We start from the raw sequence: 19,652 nt of genomic DNA on the forward strand, positions 1-19,652 counted from the left end.
ATTTTTCTTATAACCACCTATATCGATCCGATCTATCGTTATGCCATTTCGTGCTTCAGTGCTGCCGCCGGCCAGGTTTGAAACTGTGGGTGGAATTGATCCACACCGTGGCCAGCGCGATCAGCGACAAAATCAACAGCGCCCACGGAAACGACATCGCCCCCGCCCGGTCCAGCAGCAACCCGCCAAACAGTCCGCCGCCGGCAATCGCCACGTTCCACGAAGTGGTGAGCATCGCCTGCACCACATCGACATGGTCACCGGCAGAGTCCGCAGCAGCGGTAAGCAGCAACGTCGCCGAGCCGCCGAACGACAATCCCCACACCGCCATGCAGGCATAAATCAGCCACGGCGACGGTGCGGCCAGCGCCAGCACCAATGCGGTCACGGCAAACACCGCGAGGCTGATCAGAGCCAGTCCGCGCAGCCAGCGATCCACCAGCAGGCCGATGATCCAGATCCCCAGCAGCGAACACAGACCGAACACCAGCAGCACCAGATCGACCCGCTCGGCGAGGCCGGCCTGCATCAGGAACGGGGCGATATAGGTGTAGAGAATGTTGTGGCCGAGCATCCAGGTCAGCACCACGAACAGTACCGGGCGCACGCCGGGCAAGCGCAGCGATTGCATCAGCGGCAAACGTTCGGCGCGGGCTTGGCCCGGACGATCCGGCACGGCGATGACGATCCACGCCGCCAACACCAACGCCAGTGCCGACATGATCCCGAACGAGGCGCGCCAGCCGATCACATTGCCCAGCCAGGTGCCGGCCGGCGTTCCCAGCGACAACGCCACCGGGGTGCCGAGCATGGCAATCGCCAGCGCCCGGCCCTGCTGATGCACCGGCACGATGCCCCGGGCGTATCCGGCCATGATTCCCCAGGAAAGCCCCGCCGCCATCCCGGCCAGGAACCGCGACGCCAGGGTCACGCCGTAATGAGTGGAAAACGTGGTGACGGTGTTGAACAGCAGAAACCCGCCGACCGTCATCAGCAGCACCCGCTTGCGCCCCCAGCCACGGGTGGCGACCGTCAGCGGAATCGCCGCGACAATCGAGCCCAGTGCATACAGCGTCACCAGTTGCCCGGCCAGCACTTCGCTGACGTTCAAGCCCGCCCCGATCTGCGGCAACAGACCGGCCGGCAGGGTTTCGGTGAGGATGGCGATGAAGCCGGTCATGGCAAACGCCAGCAACGCGGCGTAGGGCAGTTTGTCCGTGCGGGTGGCACGTTCCAGGCGGGTGAATTCGGCGCTTGCGGGGTCGGTCATGACAGGTGCAGCTCCCTTTGAGTCAAATCGGACGACGAATTGTATACAAACACAGCCGTCCGCCACTCTACCCGACTTGACTCACTGCACTGGCAAAAAATTCAAAAACAGCAGGCTCTGGGCGTAATTCAAACCGATGCGCCGGTAGCGTTCGTCGAGCATCTGGGTCAGCAGATCGAGGCGCGCCACCACTTTGCCGAACTCGGTAGCGAAGCTCAGGTTGCTGCCCTCTTCTGAAATTTCGTTGGAGAACAGCAGCGGTTGGCCTTCCTTGTTCTGACGCTGGGCAAGGATCCACGTGGCCTTCTCGATATTGCGCGCCGCGTTGTTGACGAAGGTCGGGTTGATCGCATCGGTCATGTAGAACTCGATGCGGTTGCCGTGGGCCGTGACCAGCATGCTGCCGATGGCATAGATGAAGGCGCCGACCCGGTCACCGAGAAACTCCGGGCTCATGGCATAGCTCAGCGCTGCCAGGTCTTTTTTGCCGCCAAGGGTCGGCAGTGGTTGCTGCTGCTCGATGGCCAACCGCACCTGCTTGACCGCCGTGCGAATGTCGAGGAAGCCGGATTTGCGCAATTCGTCCGGGTTGCGCAAGTACAACTTGCCCATCAGGCGATAGAGGCTGTCGAGGTTGTCGCGCATCGCCAGGGTGGCCATGCGGTCGACGCTGGTCTGGAGAAACTCCTGAGGCCTGCCCTCGCGCATCTGGCTGATGAAATTGTTGCCGTCCTGATGGCTGCAAGCGCCGAGCAACAGCGTCGACAGGCAGGCCAGCAACAGGCACGGGCGATGAATGAATGCAGCGATGTGGGGCAAAACTCTCGGCATGAATTCTTTGACGGACACATTCCTGTGCGGCGGGAGTCACCGCAACCTGGCCATGGATAGAGCCGGGGATTTCGCAAAAGTGCAGTGCCGCAGCGGTTTCCCGACTTTCGGCGTTTGATGAATCACCATTTAGTCCGACTTTATTTTTGCAATAAACGTTTAATCGTCTATAAATCTTCATTCGTACGACAATTAGCATGACTATTTAGTGATTTTGAAAACAACAACAAAAAGGAAGGTCAACCATGCTTCAATCCCGACACTCACTCTGCGGCCTCGGACTGTCCCTGATGATCGCCACCCTCTCCGCCCAGGCCGCCGGCCTGTCCAGCGAACACAAAGCCTTCGGCAAAACCAATGACGGCACCCCCGTCGAGCAATACATCCTGCGCAACAGCCACGGCATGCAGGCCACGGTCATCACCTACGGCGCGACCTTGCAGGCGCTGCAGGTGCCGGACAAGCACGGCAAGCTCGACGACATCGTCCTCGGCTTCGACGATGTGCAGGGTTACCAGAAAGGCACTGCGTACTTCGGCGCGACCATCGGCCGCTTCGGCAATCGCCTGGCCGACGGCGCATTCGAACTCGACGGCAAACGCTATCAAGTACCGCAGAACGACAAGACCAATGCCTTGCACGGCGGCACTCAGGGTTTCGACAAAAAGGTCTGGAAGGCACAGGAAACCAAAGACAAGGATTCGGTCGGCGTGACCCTGACCTACCTGTCGGCGGATGGCGAAATGGGTTTCCCCGGCAACCTCACCACCGAAGTGACTTACCGCCTCACCGACAACAACGAACTGCGCATCGACTACAAGGCCAGCACCGACAAACCGACGGTGCTCAACCTGACCAACCACAGCTACTTCAACCTCGCCGGCGCCGGCAATGGCGACATCCTCAAGCAGGTCGCCACCCTGCACGCCAGCCACTACACGCCGGTCACCGCCAAACTGATCCCGACCGGCGAACTGGCCCCCGTGGCCGGCACACCGATGGACTTCACCCGACCCACCGCCATCGGCCAGCACATCAAGGCGGACCATCCGCAATTGAAATTCGCCGAACCGCAACACGGCGGCTTCGATTTCAACTGGGCGCTGGACACCAAGGGTGACGTCAGCAAACTCGCCGCCGAAGTCAGCGACCCGCAATCCGGTCGCCACCTGCAACTGTTCACCAACGAACCCGGCGTGCAGTTCTACACCAGCAACTTCCTCGACGGCACGGTCAAGGGCAAGGGTGGCAAGATCTATCCGCACTGGGGCGCGTTCACCCTGGAGACCCAGCACTATCCGGACTCGCCGAACCAGCCGAACTTCCCGAGCACCCGGCTGGATCCGGGACAGAGCTACACTCAGAGCGTGGTGTTGAAGTTTTCCGCGAAGTAGCCACCCTCGCCTCCTTTCTGGAACCGGACGGAACCCGTGGGCTATCCTGCTGCCCACCAAGGTATCGACCGTTTCGGAAAGGAGGTTTGAATGCGTACCCTCGAACTGGCTGGCGTGCAGGTTCCGGTGATTGGCCAGGGCACCTGGCGCATGGGCGAAGACCGCTCGGCGCACAAGCGTGAAGTGGCGGCCCTGCGCAGCGGCATCGAGCTGGGCATGACCCTGATCGACACCGCCGAAATGTACGCCGAGGGCGGTGCCGAAAGCGTAGTCGGTGAAGCCATCGCCGGCCTGCGCGATCAAGTGTTCCTGGTGAGCAAAGTCTACCCGCACAACGCCAGCCGCAAAGGCATACCCCAGGCTTGCGAACGCAGCCTGCGCCGGCTCGACACCGATTACATCGACCTCTATCTGCTGCATTGGCGCGGCCAGTATCCGCTGGAAGAAACCGTCGAGGCCTTCGAGCGCCTGCGCGAGGACGGCAAGATCGGTCGCTGGGGCGTGTCGAACTTCGACGTGGACGACCTCGAAGAACTGTCTTCATCGGCCTGTGCGACCAATCAGGTACTGTACAACCTGGAAGAGCGCGGCATCGAATTCGACCTGTTGCCATGGTGCCAGCAACAGCGCATGCCGCTGATGGCGTACTGCCCGATCGGCCAGGGCGGCGCGATGCTCGCCGAGCCGGTGCTGAAACAGATTGCCGCTCGTCACGACGTGACCCCGGCACAGGTTTCGCTGGCGTGGATTCTGCGTCAGGATGGGGTGATTGCGATTCCCAAGGCCGTGCGCCCGGAACACGTGCAGCTCAATGCACAAGCGGCGCAGCTGCAACTCGATGCCGGGGATCTGGCGGCGCTGGACCAGGCGTTTCACGCGCCACAACGCAAGCAGCGGCTGGCCATGGTCTGAGCCACCGCCGACTGACAGAGGGCTTCGCCATGAGAAGCACTGATCAGGACGATCCATTCAATCTGCAACGTTTCGTGCTCGCCCAGGACCCGGTGTTCGAACGGGTCCAGCGCGAGCTCGGCGAGGGCCGCAAGCGCAGCCACTGGATGTGGTTTGTGTTCCCGCAGTTCGCCGGGCTCGGCGGCAGCGAGATGTCCCGGCGCTTCGCCATCAGCTCCGCCGGTGAAGCCCGGGCCTATCTGGCCCATGAGCTGCTCGGCGCCCGGCTGCGCACCTGCGCGCATCTTGTGCTCAATGTGCCGCAGCGTTCGATTGCCGAAATTTTCGGCCACCCGGACGACCTGAAATTCCACTCATCGATGACCCTGTTCGCCCAGTTCGCTGACGACGACAGCCTCTGGCATCAAGCGCTGGAGCGTTATTTCCACGGCATTCAGGACGAATGGACCCTGCAACTGCTGGACTCAAAACAGGCCCAGTTGCCCCCCGATCAGGGTTGAGAAATCGTCGTCGACAAACGGCAGGATCGCATCCGCCACCGGTTGCAGCTGGCGGGTGATGTAGTGGTCGTAGTCGATGGCCACGCGGCGCACTTCCAGCGGCTCGGGGCCGGCCAGGGTGATCACGTAGCTGATCCAGCCGCCGTTCTGGTATTGCCGGGGGCGACCGTGCTGCGCGTTGTAATCGTCAGCCAGTCGCGCCGCACGCACGTGGGGCGGCACGTTGCGTTCGTAGTCGTCGAGGGTGCGGCGCAGGCGCTTGCGGTAGACCAGTCGCTCGTCGAACTCGCCGGCCAGGGTCTTGCGCACGTACTCACGCACATAGTCCTGATACGGCTTGCGCTGGAAGATCCGCTCGTACAACTCCTGCTGAAATTGCCGGGCCAGCAGCGACCAGTCGGTGCGCACGGTTTCCAGGCCTTTGTAGACCATTTCCTCGCTGCCGTCGGCGCGGGTCACCAGACCAGCGTAGCGTTTTTTGCTGCCCTCCTCGGCGCCGCGAATGGTCGGCATCAAAAAACGTTTGTAGTGGGTTTCGAACTGCAATTCGAGGGCGCTTTCCAGCCCGTACTGCTCGCGCACATGCTCGCGCCACCAGTCGTTGACGTGCGCAACCAATGCCCGACCGATTTGCGCTGCCTCCTCCTGACCGTGGGGGCGACGCAGCCAGACGAAGGTCGAATCGGTATCGCCATAGATCACCGCGTGGCCCTGAGCCTCGATCAACTGCCGGGTACGCAGCATGATTTCGTGACCGCGCAGGGTGATCGACGACGCCAGCCGCGTATCGAAAAACCGGCAACCGCTGGAACCGAGCACGCCGTAAAAGGCGTTCATGATGATCTTCAGCGCCTGGGACAGCGGCGCGTTGTGTTCGCGTTTGGCAGTCTCGCGACCCTCGGCGACCCGGGCGACGATGGACGGCAGGCAATGCCGGGTGCGAGAGAAGCGAGCGCCGCGAAAGCCCGGCACCGAATCGGCGTCATCCGGATGCTGCAAACCTTCGATCAACCCCACCGGGTCGATCAGGAAGGTGCGGATGATCGACGGATAAAGGCTCTTGTAGTCGAGCACCAGCACCGATTCGTACAGCCCCGGCTGCGAGTCCATGACAAACCCGCCGGGACTGGCCTGCGGAGGATTGGTACCAAGGTTCGGCGCCACGAAACCCTGACGGTGCATCAACGGCATGTACAAATGGGTAAACGCCGCCACCGACCCGCCGCTGCGATCCGCCGGCAGGCCGGTGACGCTGGCGCGCTCCAGCAAGAATTTCAGCAGCTCGGTCTTGGCGAAGATTCGCGTGACCAGTTCGCAGTCCTTGAGGTTGTACTTGGCCAGCGCCGGTTTGTCCTCGGCGAACATGCGGTTGATCTCGTCCATGCGCTGGTACGGGTTGTCGATGGACTTGCCCTCGCCGAGCAACGTCTGGGCGACGTTCTCCAGGCTGAACGACGGGAAACTCCAGGTCGCCGAACGCAGGGATTCGATGCCATCGATGATCAGCCTTCCTGCCGCTGCCGCGAAGTAATGAGTGCGGCTGCCGTGTTCGCGCCACTGCATTTCCTCGCCGCCGCGCCCGAGCTTGAGCGGTACGCCGAGGCGCCGGGCGTGTTCATGGAGGATGCGCAGGTCGAACTGCACGAGGTTCCAGCCGATGATCGCGTCGGGGTCGTGGCGGGCAAACCAGTCGTTGAGTTTCTTCAGGATCAGGGTGCGCGATTCGCAGTACTCAAGATCGAAGTCGACGATGCTGTCATCGCCGTTCGGCGCACCGAGCATATACACCTGGCGCTCGCCGCAGCCTTCGAGGGCGATGGAGTACAACTCGCCCTGCTCGGTGGTTTCGATGTCCAGCGAGACCAGTCGCAGTTGCGGACGATAGTCGGGTGCAGGCTTGAGATGAGCGTCGAGCAGCACACCGTCGGCATCGGGCGTGCCACTGAACCATACCGGCGCGGTGATGAAACGCTCCATCAGGTAGCGCTCGGGCGGTCGCACATCGGCTTCGAAGACATCGACACTGTGGCGGTTAAGCGCGGTTTCCAGACGCATCAACTGACCGTGCTGCTGGCAATACAGACCGAGCACCGGGCGATGCTCGAAATCCTGCAGGGCCAGGGGGCGCAGTTCGACGTTCTTTTCGTCCGCCAGCACCCGCTCGGCCTGCTCGCGCTGCACAGCCGGAATGAACGCCACAGACGGCTGATGCGGCAGGCGTACGCGGCGCGGCCCGGCGTCGGTCGCCAGCCAGAACTCGACTTCGGTGCCGGCCGGGGTATCGCGCCAATGCCGGGTCAGGACGAAGCCCTGCTGTAAATCCACCACTGCGACCTCAAGAATTGATTCAGACAGGCATTCTACGCGGCATTGCAGCAACGAGTGATAAAGGCGTCGTCAGGAAAAAACCCGTCAAATGACGTTTTTTGCGTGTTATCTGCCGTTTTGCGACCTTGCTCTGTGCGCCACGGTCTACGATGCTTGGAGAACAACGACAACACCTGAGTAACCGCCATGAAAACCGTCGCCCAGCTGCTCAAGCTCAAAGATCAGAAAAATCAGGAAGTGCACCAGATCAAGCCCGATCACATGGTGCTCGAAGCGCTGATGAAGATGGCCGAGAAAAACGTCGGCGCCTTGCTCGTGGTGGAAGACGAAAGAGTGGTGGGCATCATCAGCGAGCGCGATTACGCGCGCAAACTGGTGCTGCACGGGCGCTCATCGGTGGGCACGCCGGTGCGCGACATCATGGTGGCGAACGTGATCACGGTGGACACCCACCAGACCGTCGACACCTGCCTGAGCATCATGTCCGACAAACGCCTGCGTCACTTGCCGGTGGTGGAGAACGGCAAACTGCTGGGCCTGCTGTCAATCGGCGACCTGGTCAAGGAAGCGATTGCCGAACAGGCCGAGCTGATCAAACAGCTGGAGCAGTACATTCGCGGGGAATGATCAACCGGGCCAGTGCCTTGCAAAGACCGGCGCCAGCACCGGGTGCCGGTCGATGCGTTGCAGCCAAGCATAAAACCCCGGCCGGGCCTGACGCAGGTGTTCGCGGGTGCCGGCCCAGCGCGTCACCACTGCCGCCAAGACATCCAGCGCGCCCGGTGTTTCATCGTCCAGGTACAGCTCGGCGGAAAACTGGTCGGCGAACACTTCCCACATCCAGTGCAATCGCTCCCGGGCGCCGGCTATCAGGTTCTGCCGTGACGCCTCGTCCGGCATCACCAGCCAGCGCTCGGGGTAGTCGATGACGCCGATGGCCCCGTAGCAATTGCTGACGATATACACCAGTCCGCGAATGGCCTGGTCACGGTCGGCAACTTCGACCGGCAGCAGGCCTGACTTGGGAAAACTCAGCCCCAAGTGAATCAGGATCGCCGCGCTTTCGGTGAGTGCGCTGCCATCGGGCAATTGCAGGGTCGGAATCTGCTTGAGCGGATTAAGCCTGGCCAGTTCCTGCGCCGCTTCGGCGCTGGCTTCGGTATCGATGAAGCGATAAGCGATCTGGCACAGTTCGAGCGCTGCCTCGATGGCCGCTGCCCCTGAATTCCTGTGGCCGTAAAGTTGATACATGTTCCCCCCTCGAAATAGCGACTCCCCGTCTGCCCTGGAGTGTAGAAGGCGCGGCGGATATCGCCGCCGCGAGCCGATGATTGAAGCGTCAGTCCCGGGCCATGCAACGCCGATAGCGCTCGTCGACCCGTTTGGCGAACCACGCGGTGGTGAGCTTGCGGGTGATCTTCGGGCTCTGCAGGACAATCCCCGGCAGCACCGCTCGGGGCAACGATTTGCCTTCTGCCTTGTCCGCCAGTTCGAAGACCCGTTGATATAATTTGGTTTCTTCAAATCCCAGAGTGTTGCCCTTCTCCAGTTGCTCGCGGATCACCGGATTGCGCATGCCCAATGACTTGCCAAGCTTGCGCACCGCCAGTTCGGTGGTGCCCGGCATGATCGAGTCGTAGCGAATCAGGTCGCCATCCAGCGCCAGCGGCACACCCGACACGCGACTGACTGCATTCTGAAACGCCGCATTGCGACTGGCGTACCACCCGGCATTGAAGTCGGCAAAACGGTACAGCGGCTCGCGATAACTTACTGGGTAACCCAGCAAATGGGCGATGCCGAAGTACATGCCGCCTCGGCGAGTGAACACTTCGTGGCGAATCGTGCCGCTCACCGGATACGGATACCCCTTGGCGTGCTGCTCGGCGAATTCGATGCTGACCTGCATCGGCCCGGCGGTGTGCACCGGGTTGAAGCCGCCAAACAGCGTGCGCCCCATCGGCACCATGCCGATAAAGTCATCGAAAATGGCGCTCAGGTCTTTCTCGGTACGTGCCGCGTTCAGGCGCTCGCTGTAGCTCTTGCCGTTGGGTGAACGCACCTGCAAGGCGCCACTGACCAACAGGCTCGGGATGTGCACTTTGGCGGCGCGCCGGTCGATCTCGTCGCGGGCGATCTTGCCCAGACCGGGCACTGGCGGGTCGACCTGAAAGGTGGATTCCTGCTCGGCGACGGCCAGCACCGAACACAGGTTTTGCGTGGTCGGACTGATGCCCTGGGCGGCGAACGCGGTGTAGATGTCCGTGGCCCAGCCCTGGCGGTCGGCGGTTTTCGCCGGCAGCAGGCGCACGATCTGCGCCTTGACCTCGGCCGGTGGGCGCGGGGCCGGCTCCTGGCTGCGCTGCCCGGCGCAACCGGCCAGCACCAACAGCGCAGCGAGGCTGAGAAATAATCGAGGGCTTTGCATAACGCTCCATGAAGTCCGTTGAGCCGGGTTTACCCTACGCTCAATCCCGGGTTGCAGGATAGGACTGCGGGCCGGCGACGCTGTTCCATCGCCCCGTTTGGCAGGCCAACTGGCCGTGCCCGCCCGCTGATCCATACTTGCTGCTGCACACTCAGTGGCAAAGGGCACGCGAGGAGGACAGACCATGAACCGCAGTGACGTTCTGATCATCGGCGCAGGCCCCACCGGACTGGTACTGGCCCTGTGGCTGAGCAAACTGGGCGTGCGCGTGCGCATCCTCGACAAGACCTCCGGCCCCCGCACCACCTCACGGGCGCTGGCGGTGCAGGCGCGAACGCTTGAGCTGTACCGGCAACTGGACCTCGCCGAAGCCGTGGTGCGCAACGGGCACCGGGTGGCGGCGGCGAATTTCTGGGTCAAGGGCAAACCCGTTGCGCAACTGCCGCTCAACCGCATCGGCGAAGGCCTGACGCCTTACGCCTTCCTGGAAATCTACCCGCAGGACGAACACGAACGACTGCTGATCGACCGCCTCGAAGACTACGATGTGACCGTCGAACGCAACACGACGCTGGAGAGTTTCACGGAAAACGGCGACGGCCTCACCGCGCATTTGCGTCTGCCGGATGGCGAGCAGGAGATCTGTCAGGCCTGCTACCTGGCCGGTTGTGACGGCGCCCGGTCGGTGGTGCGCAAGACCCTCGACACCGGTTTCCCCGGTGGCACCTATCAACAGATCTTTTACGTCGCCGACGTAAAGGCCAGCGGCCCGGCGCTCAACGGCGAATTGCATCTGGATCTGGATGAGGCGGACTTTCTCGCGGTGTTCCCGCTGGGCGGCGAAGGTCGCGCACGACTGATCGGCACCGTGCGCGACGAACGTGCGGATCGTGCCGAAACCCTGGAGTTTTCCGATGTCAGCAGCCGCGCGATCGAACACTTGAACGTGCACATCGAAGACGTCAACTGGTTCTCCACTTACCGCGTGCATCACCGGGTGGCGGATCACTTTCGCAAGGGCCGGGCGTTTCTGCTTGGCGACGCGGCCCACGTGCACAGCCCCGCCGGCGGTCAAGGCATGAACACCGGCATCGGCGATGCGATCAACCTGGCCTGGAAACTCGCGGCGGTGCTCGGCGGCGCAGCCACGCCAAAGCTGCTCGACAGCTACGAAACCGAACGCATCGCCTTCGCCCGGCGCCTGGTGTCGACTACCGACAAGGTCTTCAGCTTCGTCACCGCCGAAGGGCGAATGGCCGACCTGTTGCGCACACGGCTGGCACCGTTCGTGATCCCGAAAATGGCCTCATTCGAGACCAGCCGCGAATTCCTGTTTCGCACGGTGTCGCAAATCACCGTCAACTATCGGGGCATGGCGTTGAGCGAAGGCGTGGCCGGGCACGTCCACGGCGGCGACCGTTTACCGTGGGCCCATGATGGCGAGGGGGACAATTACGAACCGCTGCGCAACCCGTGCTGGCAGGTGCATGTGTACGGCGACACCAGCGACGAGATGATCGCCTGGTGCAATGAGCATCACTTACCGCTGCACGTGTTCGACTGGCGCCCGGCGTTTGAAACGGCGGGACTGGGGCGCAACGGCTTTTACCTGCTGCGCCCGGATACGTACGTGGCGATTGCCGACAACAGCGCGGATCCGAAGGTGATCGAACGGTATTTTCGGGACCATGGGGTCCGGCCGTTTTTTGCTTGAGCATAGGGCGCGGCACGGCTGAAACCTGATCAAATAGTAGCTTTGTGCTACCATGCCACCCATCCATTCAGCGCCGTCGAACTCTGACTGGTAATTTTGAATCTTTTCAGATCATTTCCGACCTACTGTACCGAGGACGATTGTGTATAAAGGAATTTTCAAACATGTATTGCTTACACTCGCAATACTTTACCTATACGACCTTACCTTCAAAACATCAGAATTTTACTTTCAGCTTATCGGCGCACTCATTGTAAACGTTCTTTTCTGGGACCTTACAACTAAACGCTACCTGACAAAATTCAGCGCCCCCTTCACGCTTATCTGGAAATGGAAAGCAAAAATCTTTCTCACCGATCCAAGCCCGCAAAACCTCACAAAACTCAAAGAATTTTTCAAACGCTGGATTCTCAAAGATGACAGCCTCACACGCGAATTCATTGACGGGCTTTCTGACAAATCAGCCGCAGCACTGGTGATTACCCTACAAGGTGAGAAAGATATAAAACAATCGAGTTCACTTAAATTTTCAGACTTCAAAACAGCCGTCAGCAAAGCTTCGAAATGGCACGAATATCGGCGTTTTCTTCTTAAAAAAGCGACGTCCGACTTCCCTTCTACCCAAAAAATCGTAGAGTCGTTGCCCCCCCTTTCCGACTATGTGATTGGTGACGACCTAAAGCTCGTATCAGATGACGTATTCTCGAAAAAGCTTGACGATACCGACAACGAAGTCATTCACATCTTCACAACAACTTCACAACTTTCCTCTGACTTCATCACCACCATTTCCAATCACAAGGAAGATATTAAAACTCTGCATTTTTATATCTGCAGCCCCTACATTGATACTCACAAATCTCTGCTTGACCTCAAACAGGAATATGAAAACCCTGCGTTCACCAGACAGTGGGGCCAATTTGTTGACCACGCAGATTACGGTGTAAACATTGAAGCTGACATGATCCGCAGGATGATCAAGATTCTCGGTGCCATTCGCGAACTGTCCAAGCTTTCGAAGGACCTGAACATCGAGTTGCACCTCTTCACTGAACGTTATCCCGGCGTGAAAATAAAAATGCTGGAGCAGCAGGGTTATGCACAAATTCAGCCCGGACCTCTGACTTACGCCAACAACATCTACCGATTTGCAGTGGATGTTGTGCAGTACGATCAGATAAAAACCTTAAAAGAAGACTTGAAAAACTTCCGCGAAAGCAATCAAGTAGAAACAATCAAACTCGACAGCACGTCAAGAAAAGCCATCACCGAACAAGCCATAAAAGAAATGTGCCAATGGCTGTACACACAAGGTTTTACATCAAAAGAGCTTTCCAGCTCACAAAAAAGAATAAGGGACACCGCCAAGGATCCTGAATCGGACAAAATAATTAATGACATCTCGCGCACTCTGTTAAAAGTTTCCGAACTCCTAAAGACCGGCGATCAAGTTAGTGAAATCAAGTCACCTGATGGGACAGTCACTCACTTCTCCGTAGCTCTGATGATCGAACAAAACAAAGAAATACTGTTAATAAAAAAATCCGACAGCTTCTATCAGGAAAAATACAGCATTGTCGCCGGGCACGTGAATCGACATGAAACCCCAGTAGAGGCTATCCACAGAGAAGTTTATGAAGAATTGGGTGTTACCCTGACTTCACCTCAACTGATTGCACCGGCGTTTTTACTTGACGACGCCTGCCGTCACGGGGGCAATAGACATCTATGGTTTGTATTCAAGGCTCAACTGACCAGTCAAAACTTCATTCTCGACAGTTCCGAAATCAGTTACACCAAGTTTGTTCCAGTCGAGAAGCTTTCAGGCTACACAGACAAACTCACCCCCGGCGCACTCGGCGTACTCAAGCAACTGGGCTATCTGTCATGACCATCGTCATCAAACTGCCAGGTGCAGGCATGATCAAAAAGGGGCCGGCCACCTCCAGTATCGAATGGCTGGGTTACCGAGACTATCGGATAGACGCCGGTTTCTACCGTGACCTGCTCACCTTGATCTCCTCTCGGAATGACACCCACAAACTGGTGATCGTCTCGGGCGGCGTCGGCTCGCACCTGCAACTGAACCTTGCAAAAGAACTGGGTGCCAGCAGCGATGACCTGAAAATAATCGGCACAGATCATGTGAGAACCTTGCAGCGAATCTTCCTTTCCTGCTGCGAAAAATACGACGCCGTCGTACATGACACACTTCTGCCCGTTCATGAGTTGAAAACGGTCATGGCCGCCAGCGATGCATCGGTCTTTTTTGTCGATCCCGATACACGATTTGCATCCACCGACTCCCTGGCAGCGGCGGCGGCACAGGCGATATCCGCCGACAGACTGATCGTCTTCAAGGCAAAGGTGCCTTTGTTTTCCGCAGGATTCGATGCCCCCACACGTATCGAGAAATGGCCGATAGACAACCTCATTGAGCGCGCCGAGTCCTTTGAAGCCCTGAACTCCGGACACTACATCATGGACAGGGCGTCACTGGAAATCATCCGCGACGCCGGCATCAGCAGCTATCTGCTTGCGCCGGAAAATTACTCAGCCTTGTTTGACATTGAACAGTGCGACCAGGCTACGGAGATCGTTTTGTGAGTGTTTTGAGTGACGCCGATATTCTGCAAGCACAGAACGGTGCGGAGCTGGAAATCATCGATTTCGATGTTCAATGCCTGCGCTCGTCCAGCTATCTGCTTCGGTTGCACGACCGATTGCTGGTTCGCGATTCCGCGCCGGTCGTCATCGACAGCCGCTCAACGGACACGGCTTCCTTATTCAGCGAAGTCACGATACCGGCCGAAGGTTATGTGTTGGAGCCCGGAAAACTTTACCTGGCTTCATCGGTGGAAAGGCTGCGGTTGGGGCACAACCTGTGTGCCGATATGGGTCTGCTGTCGTGCTATGCCCGCATTGGACTGAATCTGAATTTCGGTTCCAATTTCGTGGCAGCCACTTTCGGCATGGGCATCGCCTCAAGGCTGACACTGGAAATCATCAACCTGTCTCACGACCGCATTCGAATCTATCCCGGTGTCAAGTTCTGCCACTTGCGATTCCATCAACAGCTTTCTCCTAGCAGCTCCCCGTATTCGGGTATTTATGCGGCTGGAGAACAGACACTGCCAACGAACTTCAACCTCAAACCGGCGCGATAAACGCCGGCGCAACACTGTTCCGGTTTCAGATCCCGGCCAGGGCCAGGTCCATCGCAAAGTAAGTGAAGATCAGATCCGCACCGGCGCGCTTGATCGCACCGAGGCTTTCGCGCACCACGCGATCTTCGTCGATGGCCCCGGCCTGGGCGCCGAACTTGATCATCGCGTACTCGCCGCTGACCTGATACGCCGATAACGGCAGGTTCGAGGCTTCACGGATGTCACGGATGATGTCGAGGTACGCGCCGGCCGGTTTGACCATCAGCGCATCGGCGCCTTCCTGCTCGTCGAGCAACGATTCGCGCAGGGCTTCACGGCGGTTCATCGGGTTCATCTGATAGCTTTTGCGGTCGCCTTTCAGCGCGCTGCCACCGGCCTCGCGGAACGGGCCGTAGAGCGCCGAGGCGAATTTGGTCGAGTAAGCCATGATCGGAATCTGCGTGAAGCCGGCATCGTCCAGCGCCCGGCGAATCGCCCGCACCTGGCCGTCCATCGCCGCCGACGGCGCGATCACATCGGCACCGGCACGGGCGGCAGCCACGGCTTGCTTGCCGAGGTTGATCAGGGTCTGGTCGTTGTCGACTTCATGGTTGTGCATCACGCCGCAATGGCCGTGGTCGGTGTACTCGCAGAAGCAGGTGTCGGACATCACGATCATTTCCGGCACCGCGTCCTTGGCGATCCGCGACATGCGCGACACCAGCCCGTTTTCGCGCCAGGTGTCGCTGCCGTTGGCGTCCAGGTGATGGGACACGCCGAAGGTCATCACCGACTTGATCCCGGCACGGGCGTAACGCTCGATCTCGCTGGCCAGTTTGCGCTCCGGAATGCGCATCACGCCGGGCATGCTCTTGATCGGCACGAAGTCATCGATTTCTTCTTCGACGAAGATCGGCAGTACCAGATCGTTGAGCGAAAACTCGGTTTCCTGGAACAGGCTGCGCAGGCTCGCATTGCGGCGCAGACGGCGTGGACGTGCTTCGGGGAACTGACTGGACATGGGGCCTTTCCTGAAAAACGGGCAGATGAGACGAAAGTCGTAGGGGGCGAAGCTTATGCCTTGCGGGGGACGGGGTACAAACCTGGATCAATCAACAGTGCATTACCGGGCGCGCAATAATGTGCGCACCCGGCTCACACCGACTTATGAAGGGATGGTCAAACCGCGCACCACCGCCGGCCGCGCCAGAAAGCGCTCCAGCACCCGGGTGACGTTCGGGAAGTCCTTGATGCCGACCAGATCGCCCGCCTCGTAGAACCCGATCAGGTTGCGAACCCACGGAAACGTGGCGATGTCGGCGATGGTGTAGCGTTCGCCCATGATCCAGTCACGTCCTTCGAGGCGGGTGTTGAGGACGCTGAGCAGGCGTTTGCTTTCGTCGACGTAGCGGTCGCGGGGACGCTTGTCTTCGTAATCCTTGCCGGCGAACTTGTTGAAGAAACCGAGCTGGCCGAACATCGGGCCGATGCCGCCCATCTGGAACATCAGCCACTGAATGGTTTCGTAGCGCAGCGCGCCTTCCTGGGCCAGCAACTGGCCGCTTTTGTCGGCGAGGTAAATCAGGATCGCGCCGGACTCGAACAACGGCAGCGGTTTGTCCTCGGGGCCGTGGGGGTCGAGGATCGCCGGGATCTTGTTGTTCGGGTTCAGTGACAGGAACTCCGGGGACATCTGGTCGTTGGTGTCAAAGCCCACGCGGTGCGGCTCGTAGGGCAGACCGATCTCTTCGAGCATGATCGAGACCTTGACGCCGTTGGGGGTCGGCAGGGAATAGAGCTGAATCCAGTCAGGGTACTGCGCCGGCCACTTCTGGGTGATCGGGAACGCGGACAGATCGGTCATGTGTAGCATCCAGTCACAAAATGAAAGGCCTGAGCATAATCCACGTTTTCCGCGCTGGCTCGGGTTCTTTTTGTCCCGGCCAGCGGACTTACTTAAATCCGCAACATCCTGTCGCTAACCTTGCGCCTGCCCGTTCTGTGACATCGCTAAAGTGCGCCCCGGCGAGCGGATCGAACCAACGGCCTCGTGAGAGCTCCAAGGAAACCATTCAAGACAGGGAAATGACCCGGGCCCGACCGCCTGCGGTCTAGAGGTTTGTCAGCCTTAACCGAACAGACTGAAGACCCCTTATCTCATGACGAACTTGATGAAAGTCGCCAGACGCTTCAAACATCGCGCCTACGTTGCCCTGCCCTCGCTGCTGGCGGTGAGCGCGCTGTTTCTGTCCCTCGAATCCAGCGAAAGCCGCGCGCAACCGGTGGACGGCACCCAGACCCTGATCTTTCTGCGTCACGGGGAAAAACCTGCCGGCGGGCTCGGCCAGCTCAACTGCCAGGGCCTGAACCGAGCCATCGAGCTGTCGACCCTGCTGCCGGAGAAGTTCGGCAAGGCCGACTACGTGTTCGCCGCCAACCCGACGCGCAATGTCGAGGAAGGCGAGCTGGACAACTCCTACAGCTACATCCGCCCCCTGATGACCATCAGCCCCGCCGCGATCAAGCTCGGCCTGCCGGTGAACATCGAGTTCTCGGCCAATGACACCAGCGACCTGGCCCGGGAACTGATCGCCGACAAGTACCACAACTCGATCATCTACACCGCGTGGTCCCACGGTTACCTGCCGGAGCTGATCAACAAGGTCGCCGGCAAGGCGGTGGGCGAGAAACAGACCATCACCGAGGACTGGGCGTCCGGTGACTATGACTCGCTGTACGTGCTGACCCTGACCTGGCACAACGGCAAAGCCAGCCTGCAAAGCCACAGCTACAAGCAGGGGCTGGACAACGGCAAGGTCACTTGCCCGACCTGAGTTTTGTACTGCCTGATCTCCCCCTTTCGCGGGCAAGCCCGCTCCCACATTCAATCTTGTGCCGAACTCAAATGACCGGTTCAGCAGATCTCCAGTGTGGGAGCGGGCTTGCCCGCGAAGAGGCCGCTGAATACAGCATCAAGCCTTCTGATTCAGGCGATCGTGCAGATATTCAAGGACTGCTTTCTGCTCCCCGGCAAACTCGATCCGCGCACCCTTCTTCTCGCGCTGGAACACATACATCGGGTCGTAATACTCACGCAGCAAGCCTTCGATCCAGCCCTGGTGCAAGTCCACCGAACCACTGCGCCCCTGCTCGGCCAGTGCGTCTTCCATCAACAACAGCATTCGCCGGTGGCGTTCGCCGCCCAGACGTTTCTGCACATTGTTCAGGCTCTCGAGCAAGCGTTCAGAGAACAGCACGAAACCCTGCTCGCCATGCACCGCCGAAAACTCGGCCGACAGGTCCACCACGTAATCACGCAGGATCCGCTGCACCCGATCCTCGAAGCTGTCCTCCAGCCAGACCATCGGGTACTGCTGCATGCCCTGATACAACGGCAGCGGCAGCGCGCAACTGCCTACCACCCGGCTCTCGTCTTCGAGGACGAACTGGTCGATACCGGCGTCGCGTTTCTTGAGAAGGTCGATGGCCAGGCGGTTTTCGAAGTCGATGTTCGATGGCTGGCCGGTGGCGCGCTTGCCGAAGCTGGAGCCGCGATGGTTGGCGTGGCCTTCCAGATCCAGACCGTTACGCAACTGCACCAGCAGTTCGGTCTTGCCAGTGCCGGTCATGCCGCCCAGCAGCACGAAATCACACTGGTTCACCGCTTGTTCGAGGGTGTCGATCAGGAAGTTGCGCAGGGCCTTGTAACCGCCACCGATGCGCGGATAGTCGATCCCGGCCTCGCTCTTGAGCCACTGCTGGGTGATCTGCGAGCGCAGGCCACCGCGAAAGCAATAGAGATAACCGTCAGGATGGGCCCGGGCGAATTCGGCCCAGGCCTCGATGCGTTCGGCCTTCACCGCGCCGGACACCAGATGGTGGCCCAGTTCGATGGCGGCCTGCTGACCATGCTGTTTGTAGCAGGTGCCGACCTTTTGCCGTTCGAGGTCATTCATCAGCGGCAGATTGACCGCCCCGGGGAACGCGCCCTTGTGAAACTCGACCGGCGCACGGGCATCCATCAGCGGCCGGTCGTTGAGGAAAATGTCGCGGTAATCGGTGCAGTCGCGGAGCATCAAATCACCTCGACTGCGTGGGTCTGTCGCTCGACCAGCTCGCCGATCGGCGCCAGGTTCAGGCCCAGCTCTGCGGCTACCGCGAGGAATTCGGCGTTGCCTTCCGGGGTCACGGCCAGCAGCAGGCCGCCGCTGGTCTGCGGATCGCACAGCACCCGCTTGTGCAGTTCCTGCACGCGTCCGAGCTTGCTTGAATAGCTGTCGAAATTGCGCAAGGTGCCGCCGGGTACGCAGCCCTGATCGAGGTAGTACTCGACGCTGTCCAGACGCGGCACGCGGTCATAGGCGATGCGCGCGGTGAGGTGGCTGCCGTCGGCCATTTCCACTAGATGCCCGAGCAGGCCGAAACCGGTGACGTCGGTCATCGCGGTCACTCCGGACAACTTGCCGAAACGGCTGCCGGGTTTGTTCAGCGTGCACATCCAGTCCCGGGCCACGCCAATGTCGGCGTTACGCAGCTTGCCCTTCTTTTCCGCGGTGGTGAGGATGCCGATGCCCAGCGGTTTGGTCAGGTACAGCAGGCATCCGGCGGTGGCGGTGTCGTTGCGCTTCATGAAGCGCTTTTCCACCAGACCGGTGACGGCCAGACCGAAGATCGGTTCCGGCGCATCGATCGAATGGCCACCGGCCAACGGAATACCCGCCGCGTCGCACACCGCACGACCACCGCGAATCACTTCCCGCGCCACTTCCGGCGCCAGTACGTTCACCGGCCAGCCGAGGATGGCAATGGCCATCAACGGGTCACCGCCCATGGCGTAGATATCGCTGATCGCATTGGTCGCGGCGATACGGCCGAAGTCGAACGGGTCATCGACGATCGGCATGAAGAAGTCGGTGGTCGACACCACACCGCGTTCGGCATCGATTTCATACACCGCCGCGTCATCGCGCGAGGCGTTGCCGACCCACAGTTTCGGGTCGAGGTTCTGCGCGCCGCTGCCGGCAAGGATCACTTCCAGCACCTGCGGCGAAATCTTGCAGCCGCAACCGGCACCGTGGCTGTATTGGGTCAGACGGATGGGTTCGCTCATGGGGCAACCTCTGGCTGGG

The 19,652-nt window shown here is 60.0% G+C and carries 18 protein-coding genes; 9 read left to right on the top strand and 9 right to left on the bottom strand.

All coding sequences use genetic code 11. The features are described 5' to 3' along the window. Positions 1–55: 55 nt before the first annotated feature. Positions 56–1,270 (bottom strand): MFS transporter, encoded by a 1,215-nt coding sequence (locus tag DLD99_RS18680; RefSeq protein ID WP_114884181.1) that lies wholly within the window; start codon positions 1,268–1,270, stop codon positions 56–58. An 81-nt stretch (positions 1,271–1,351) separates the two neighbouring features. Next, positions 1,352–2,101 (bottom strand): hypothetical protein, encoded by a 750-nt coding sequence (locus DLD99_RS18685; RefSeq protein ID WP_114886742.1) that lies wholly within the window; start codon positions 2,099–2,101, stop codon positions 1,352–1,354. Positions 2,102–2,346: 245 nt separating this feature from the next. On the opposite strand from DLD99_RS18685, the gene DLD99_RS18690 reads away from it, so the two are divergent. The 3 genes from DLD99_RS18690 (at position 2,347) to DLD99_RS18700 (ending at position 4,907) form a co-directional block, all read left to right on the top strand. After that, positions 2,347–3,495, top strand: a complete 1,149-nt coding sequence (locus tag DLD99_RS18690; protein WP_114884182.1) for an aldose epimerase family protein — start codon at positions 2,347–2,349, stop codon at positions 3,493–3,495. Between the two features lie 90 nt (positions 3,496–3,585). Then, positions 3,586–4,407, top strand: coding sequence for an aldo/keto reductase (locus DLD99_RS18695; RefSeq protein WP_114884184.1), 822 nt, complete (start codon positions 3,586–3,588; stop codon positions 4,405–4,407). A 29-nt stretch (positions 4,408–4,436) separates the two neighbouring features. Continuing rightward, a complete protein-coding gene (locus DLD99_RS18700) occupies positions 4,437–4,907 on the top strand; it encodes a DUF1810 domain-containing protein (protein WP_114884186.1) in 471 nt (156 codons plus the stop codon). On the opposite strand, the gene DLD99_RS18705 is transcribed toward DLD99_RS18700, so the two are convergent. Beyond that, the gene (locus tag DLD99_RS18705; RefSeq protein ID WP_162803498.1) at positions 4,872–7,232 is read right to left on the bottom strand and encodes a DNA polymerase II; all 2,361 of its coding nucleotides are present in this window, start codon (positions 7,230–7,232) and stop codon (positions 4,872–4,874) included. The two genes, DLD99_RS18700 and DLD99_RS18705, sit on opposite strands and share 36 nt — an antisense overlap. Positions 7,233–7,421: 189 nt before the next feature. Between DLD99_RS18705 and DLD99_RS18710 the strand changes: the two genes are divergently transcribed. Then, positions 7,422–7,862, top strand: coding sequence for a CBS domain-containing protein (locus tag DLD99_RS18710; protein WP_114884189.1), 441 nt, complete (start codon positions 7,422–7,424; stop codon positions 7,860–7,862). On the opposite strand, the gene DLD99_RS18715 is transcribed toward DLD99_RS18710, so the two are convergent. Together DLD99_RS18715 and DLD99_RS18720 are read right to left on the bottom strand one after the other, a co-directional pair. Then, positions 7,863–8,486 (bottom strand): glutathione S-transferase N-terminal domain-containing protein, encoded by a 624-nt coding sequence (locus DLD99_RS18715; RefSeq protein ID WP_114884191.1) that lies wholly within the window; start codon positions 8,484–8,486, stop codon positions 7,863–7,865. 88 nt (positions 8,487–8,574) lie between these two features. Then, complete coding sequence (locus DLD99_RS18720; RefSeq protein ID WP_114884193.1) at positions 8,575–9,663, bottom strand: DUF1615 domain-containing protein; 1,089 nt, start codon at positions 9,661–9,663, stop codon at positions 8,575–8,577. Between the two features lie 184 nt (positions 9,664–9,847). Here DLD99_RS18720 and DLD99_RS18725 point away from each other — a divergent pair, with 184 nt between their 5' ends. The 4 genes from DLD99_RS18725 (at position 9,848) to DLD99_RS18740 (ending at position 14,544) form a co-directional block, all read left to right on the top strand. Then, entirely contained in the window at positions 9,848–11,377 is a 1,530-nt protein-coding gene (locus DLD99_RS18725; RefSeq protein WP_114884195.1) for an FAD-dependent monooxygenase, read from the top strand. A gap of 142 nt (positions 11,378–11,519) precedes the next feature. Then, positions 11,520–13,268: an NUDIX hydrolase gene (locus DLD99_RS18730; protein ID WP_162803499.1), complete on the top strand. Its 1,749-nt coding sequence runs from the start codon at positions 11,520–11,522 to the stop codon at positions 13,266–13,268. Further along, positions 13,265–13,984 carry an amino acid kinase family protein gene (locus tag DLD99_RS18735; RefSeq protein ID WP_162803500.1) on the top strand — a complete coding sequence of 240 codons (720 nt, stop codon included), beginning with the start codon at positions 13,265–13,267 and terminating at the stop codon, positions 13,982–13,984. The genes DLD99_RS18730 and DLD99_RS18735 overlap by 4 nt, the downstream gene beginning before the upstream one ends. Continuing rightward, positions 13,981–14,544, top strand: coding sequence for a dCTP deaminase (locus tag DLD99_RS18740; protein WP_114884199.1), 564 nt, complete (start codon positions 13,981–13,983; stop codon positions 14,542–14,544). The genes DLD99_RS18735 and DLD99_RS18740 overlap by 4 nt, the downstream gene beginning before the upstream one ends. A 25-nt stretch (positions 14,545–14,569) precedes the next feature. On the opposite strand, the gene hemB is transcribed toward DLD99_RS18740, so the two are convergent. Together hemB and DLD99_RS18750 are read right to left on the bottom strand one after the other, a co-directional pair. Next, the gene (hemB, locus tag DLD99_RS18745; RefSeq protein ID WP_003223551.1) at positions 14,570–15,544 is read right to left on the bottom strand and encodes a porphobilinogen synthase; all 975 of its coding nucleotides are present in this window, start codon (positions 15,542–15,544) and stop codon (positions 14,570–14,572) included. Positions 15,545–15,688: 144 nt separating this feature from the next. After that, positions 15,689–16,387 (bottom strand): glutathione S-transferase family protein, encoded by a 699-nt coding sequence (locus DLD99_RS18750; RefSeq protein ID WP_085712517.1) that lies wholly within the window; start codon positions 16,385–16,387, stop codon positions 15,689–15,691. Between the two features lie 295 nt (positions 16,388–16,682). Between DLD99_RS18750 and DLD99_RS18755 the strand changes: the two genes are divergently transcribed. Continuing rightward, positions 16,683–17,357, top strand: coding sequence for a histidine phosphatase family protein (locus tag DLD99_RS18755; RefSeq protein ID WP_114884201.1), 675 nt, complete (start codon positions 16,683–16,685; stop codon positions 17,355–17,357). A gap of 138 nt (positions 17,358–17,495) precedes the next feature. On the opposite strand, the gene mnmH is transcribed toward DLD99_RS18755, so the two are convergent. Beyond that, a complete protein-coding gene (gene mnmH, locus DLD99_RS18760; RefSeq protein WP_114884203.1) occupies positions 17,496–18,599 on the bottom strand; it encodes a tRNA 2-selenouridine(34) synthase MnmH in 1,104 nt (367 codons plus the stop codon). After that, complete coding sequence (gene selD, locus DLD99_RS18765; protein ID WP_085712520.1) at positions 18,599–19,633, bottom strand: selenide, water dikinase SelD; 1,035 nt, start codon at positions 19,631–19,633, stop codon at positions 18,599–18,601. Before selD ends, mnmH begins: the two co-directional genes overlap by 1 nt. Positions 19,634–19,652: the final 19 nt, after the last annotated feature.

It is taken from the genome of Pseudomonas kribbensis, assembly GCF_003352185.1.
Classification (GTDB): Bacteria; Pseudomonadota; Gammaproteobacteria; order Pseudomonadales; family Pseudomonadaceae; genus Aquipseudomonas; species Aquipseudomonas kribbensis.

What these genes read in the sequence shown, in the direction of transcription:
- DLD99_RS18680 (WP_114884181.1), bottom strand. Translation starts at nt 1,270, where the DNA reads ATGACCGACCCCGCAAGCGCCGAATTCACCCGCCTGGAACGTGCCACC.
- DLD99_RS18685 (WP_114886742.1), bottom strand. Translation starts at nt 2,101, where the DNA reads ATGCCGAGAGTTTTGCCCCACATCGCTGCATTCATTCATCGCCCGTGC.
- DLD99_RS18690 (WP_114884182.1), top strand. Translation starts at nt 2,347, where the DNA reads ATGCTTCAATCCCGACACTCACTCTGCGGCCTCGGACTGTCCCTGATG.
- DLD99_RS18695 (WP_114884184.1), top strand. Translation starts at nt 3,586, where the DNA reads ATGCGTACCCTCGAACTGGCTGGCGTGCAGGTTCCGGTGATTGGCCAG.
- DLD99_RS18700 (WP_114884186.1), top strand. Translation starts at nt 4,437, where the DNA reads ATGAGAAGCACTGATCAGGACGATCCATTCAATCTGCAACGTTTCGTG.
- DLD99_RS18710 (WP_114884189.1), top strand. Translation starts at nt 7,422, where the DNA reads ATGAAAACCGTCGCCCAGCTGCTCAAGCTCAAAGATCAGAAAAATCAG.
- DLD99_RS18715 (WP_114884191.1), bottom strand. Translation starts at nt 8,486, where the DNA reads ATGTATCAACTTTACGGCCACAGGAATTCAGGGGCAGCGGCCATCGAG.
- DLD99_RS18720 (WP_114884193.1), bottom strand. Translation starts at nt 9,663, where the DNA reads ATGCAAAGCCCTCGATTATTTCTCAGCCTCGCTGCGCTGTTGGTGCTG.
- DLD99_RS18725 (WP_114884195.1), top strand. Translation starts at nt 9,848, where the DNA reads ATGAACCGCAGTGACGTTCTGATCATCGGCGCAGGCCCCACCGGACTG.
- DLD99_RS18735 (WP_162803500.1), top strand. Translation starts at nt 13,265, where the DNA reads ATGACCATCGTCATCAAACTGCCAGGTGCAGGCATGATCAAAAAGGGG.
- hemB (WP_003223551.1), bottom strand. Translation starts at nt 15,544, where the DNA reads ATGTCCAGTCAGTTCCCCGAAGCACGTCCACGCCGTCTGCGCCGCAAT.
- DLD99_RS18750 (WP_085712517.1), bottom strand. Translation starts at nt 16,387, where the DNA reads ATGACCGATCTGTCCGCGTTCCCGATCACCCAGAAGTGGCCGGCGCAG.
- DLD99_RS18755 (WP_114884201.1), top strand. Translation starts at nt 16,683, where the DNA reads ATGACGAACTTGATGAAAGTCGCCAGACGCTTCAAACATCGCGCCTAC.
- mnmH (WP_114884203.1), bottom strand. Translation starts at nt 18,599, where the DNA reads ATGCTCCGCGACTGCACCGATTACCGCGACATTTTCCTCAACGACCGG.
- selD (WP_085712520.1), bottom strand. Translation starts at nt 19,633, where the DNA reads ATGAGCGAACCCATCCGTCTGACCCAATACAGCCACGGTGCCGGTTGC.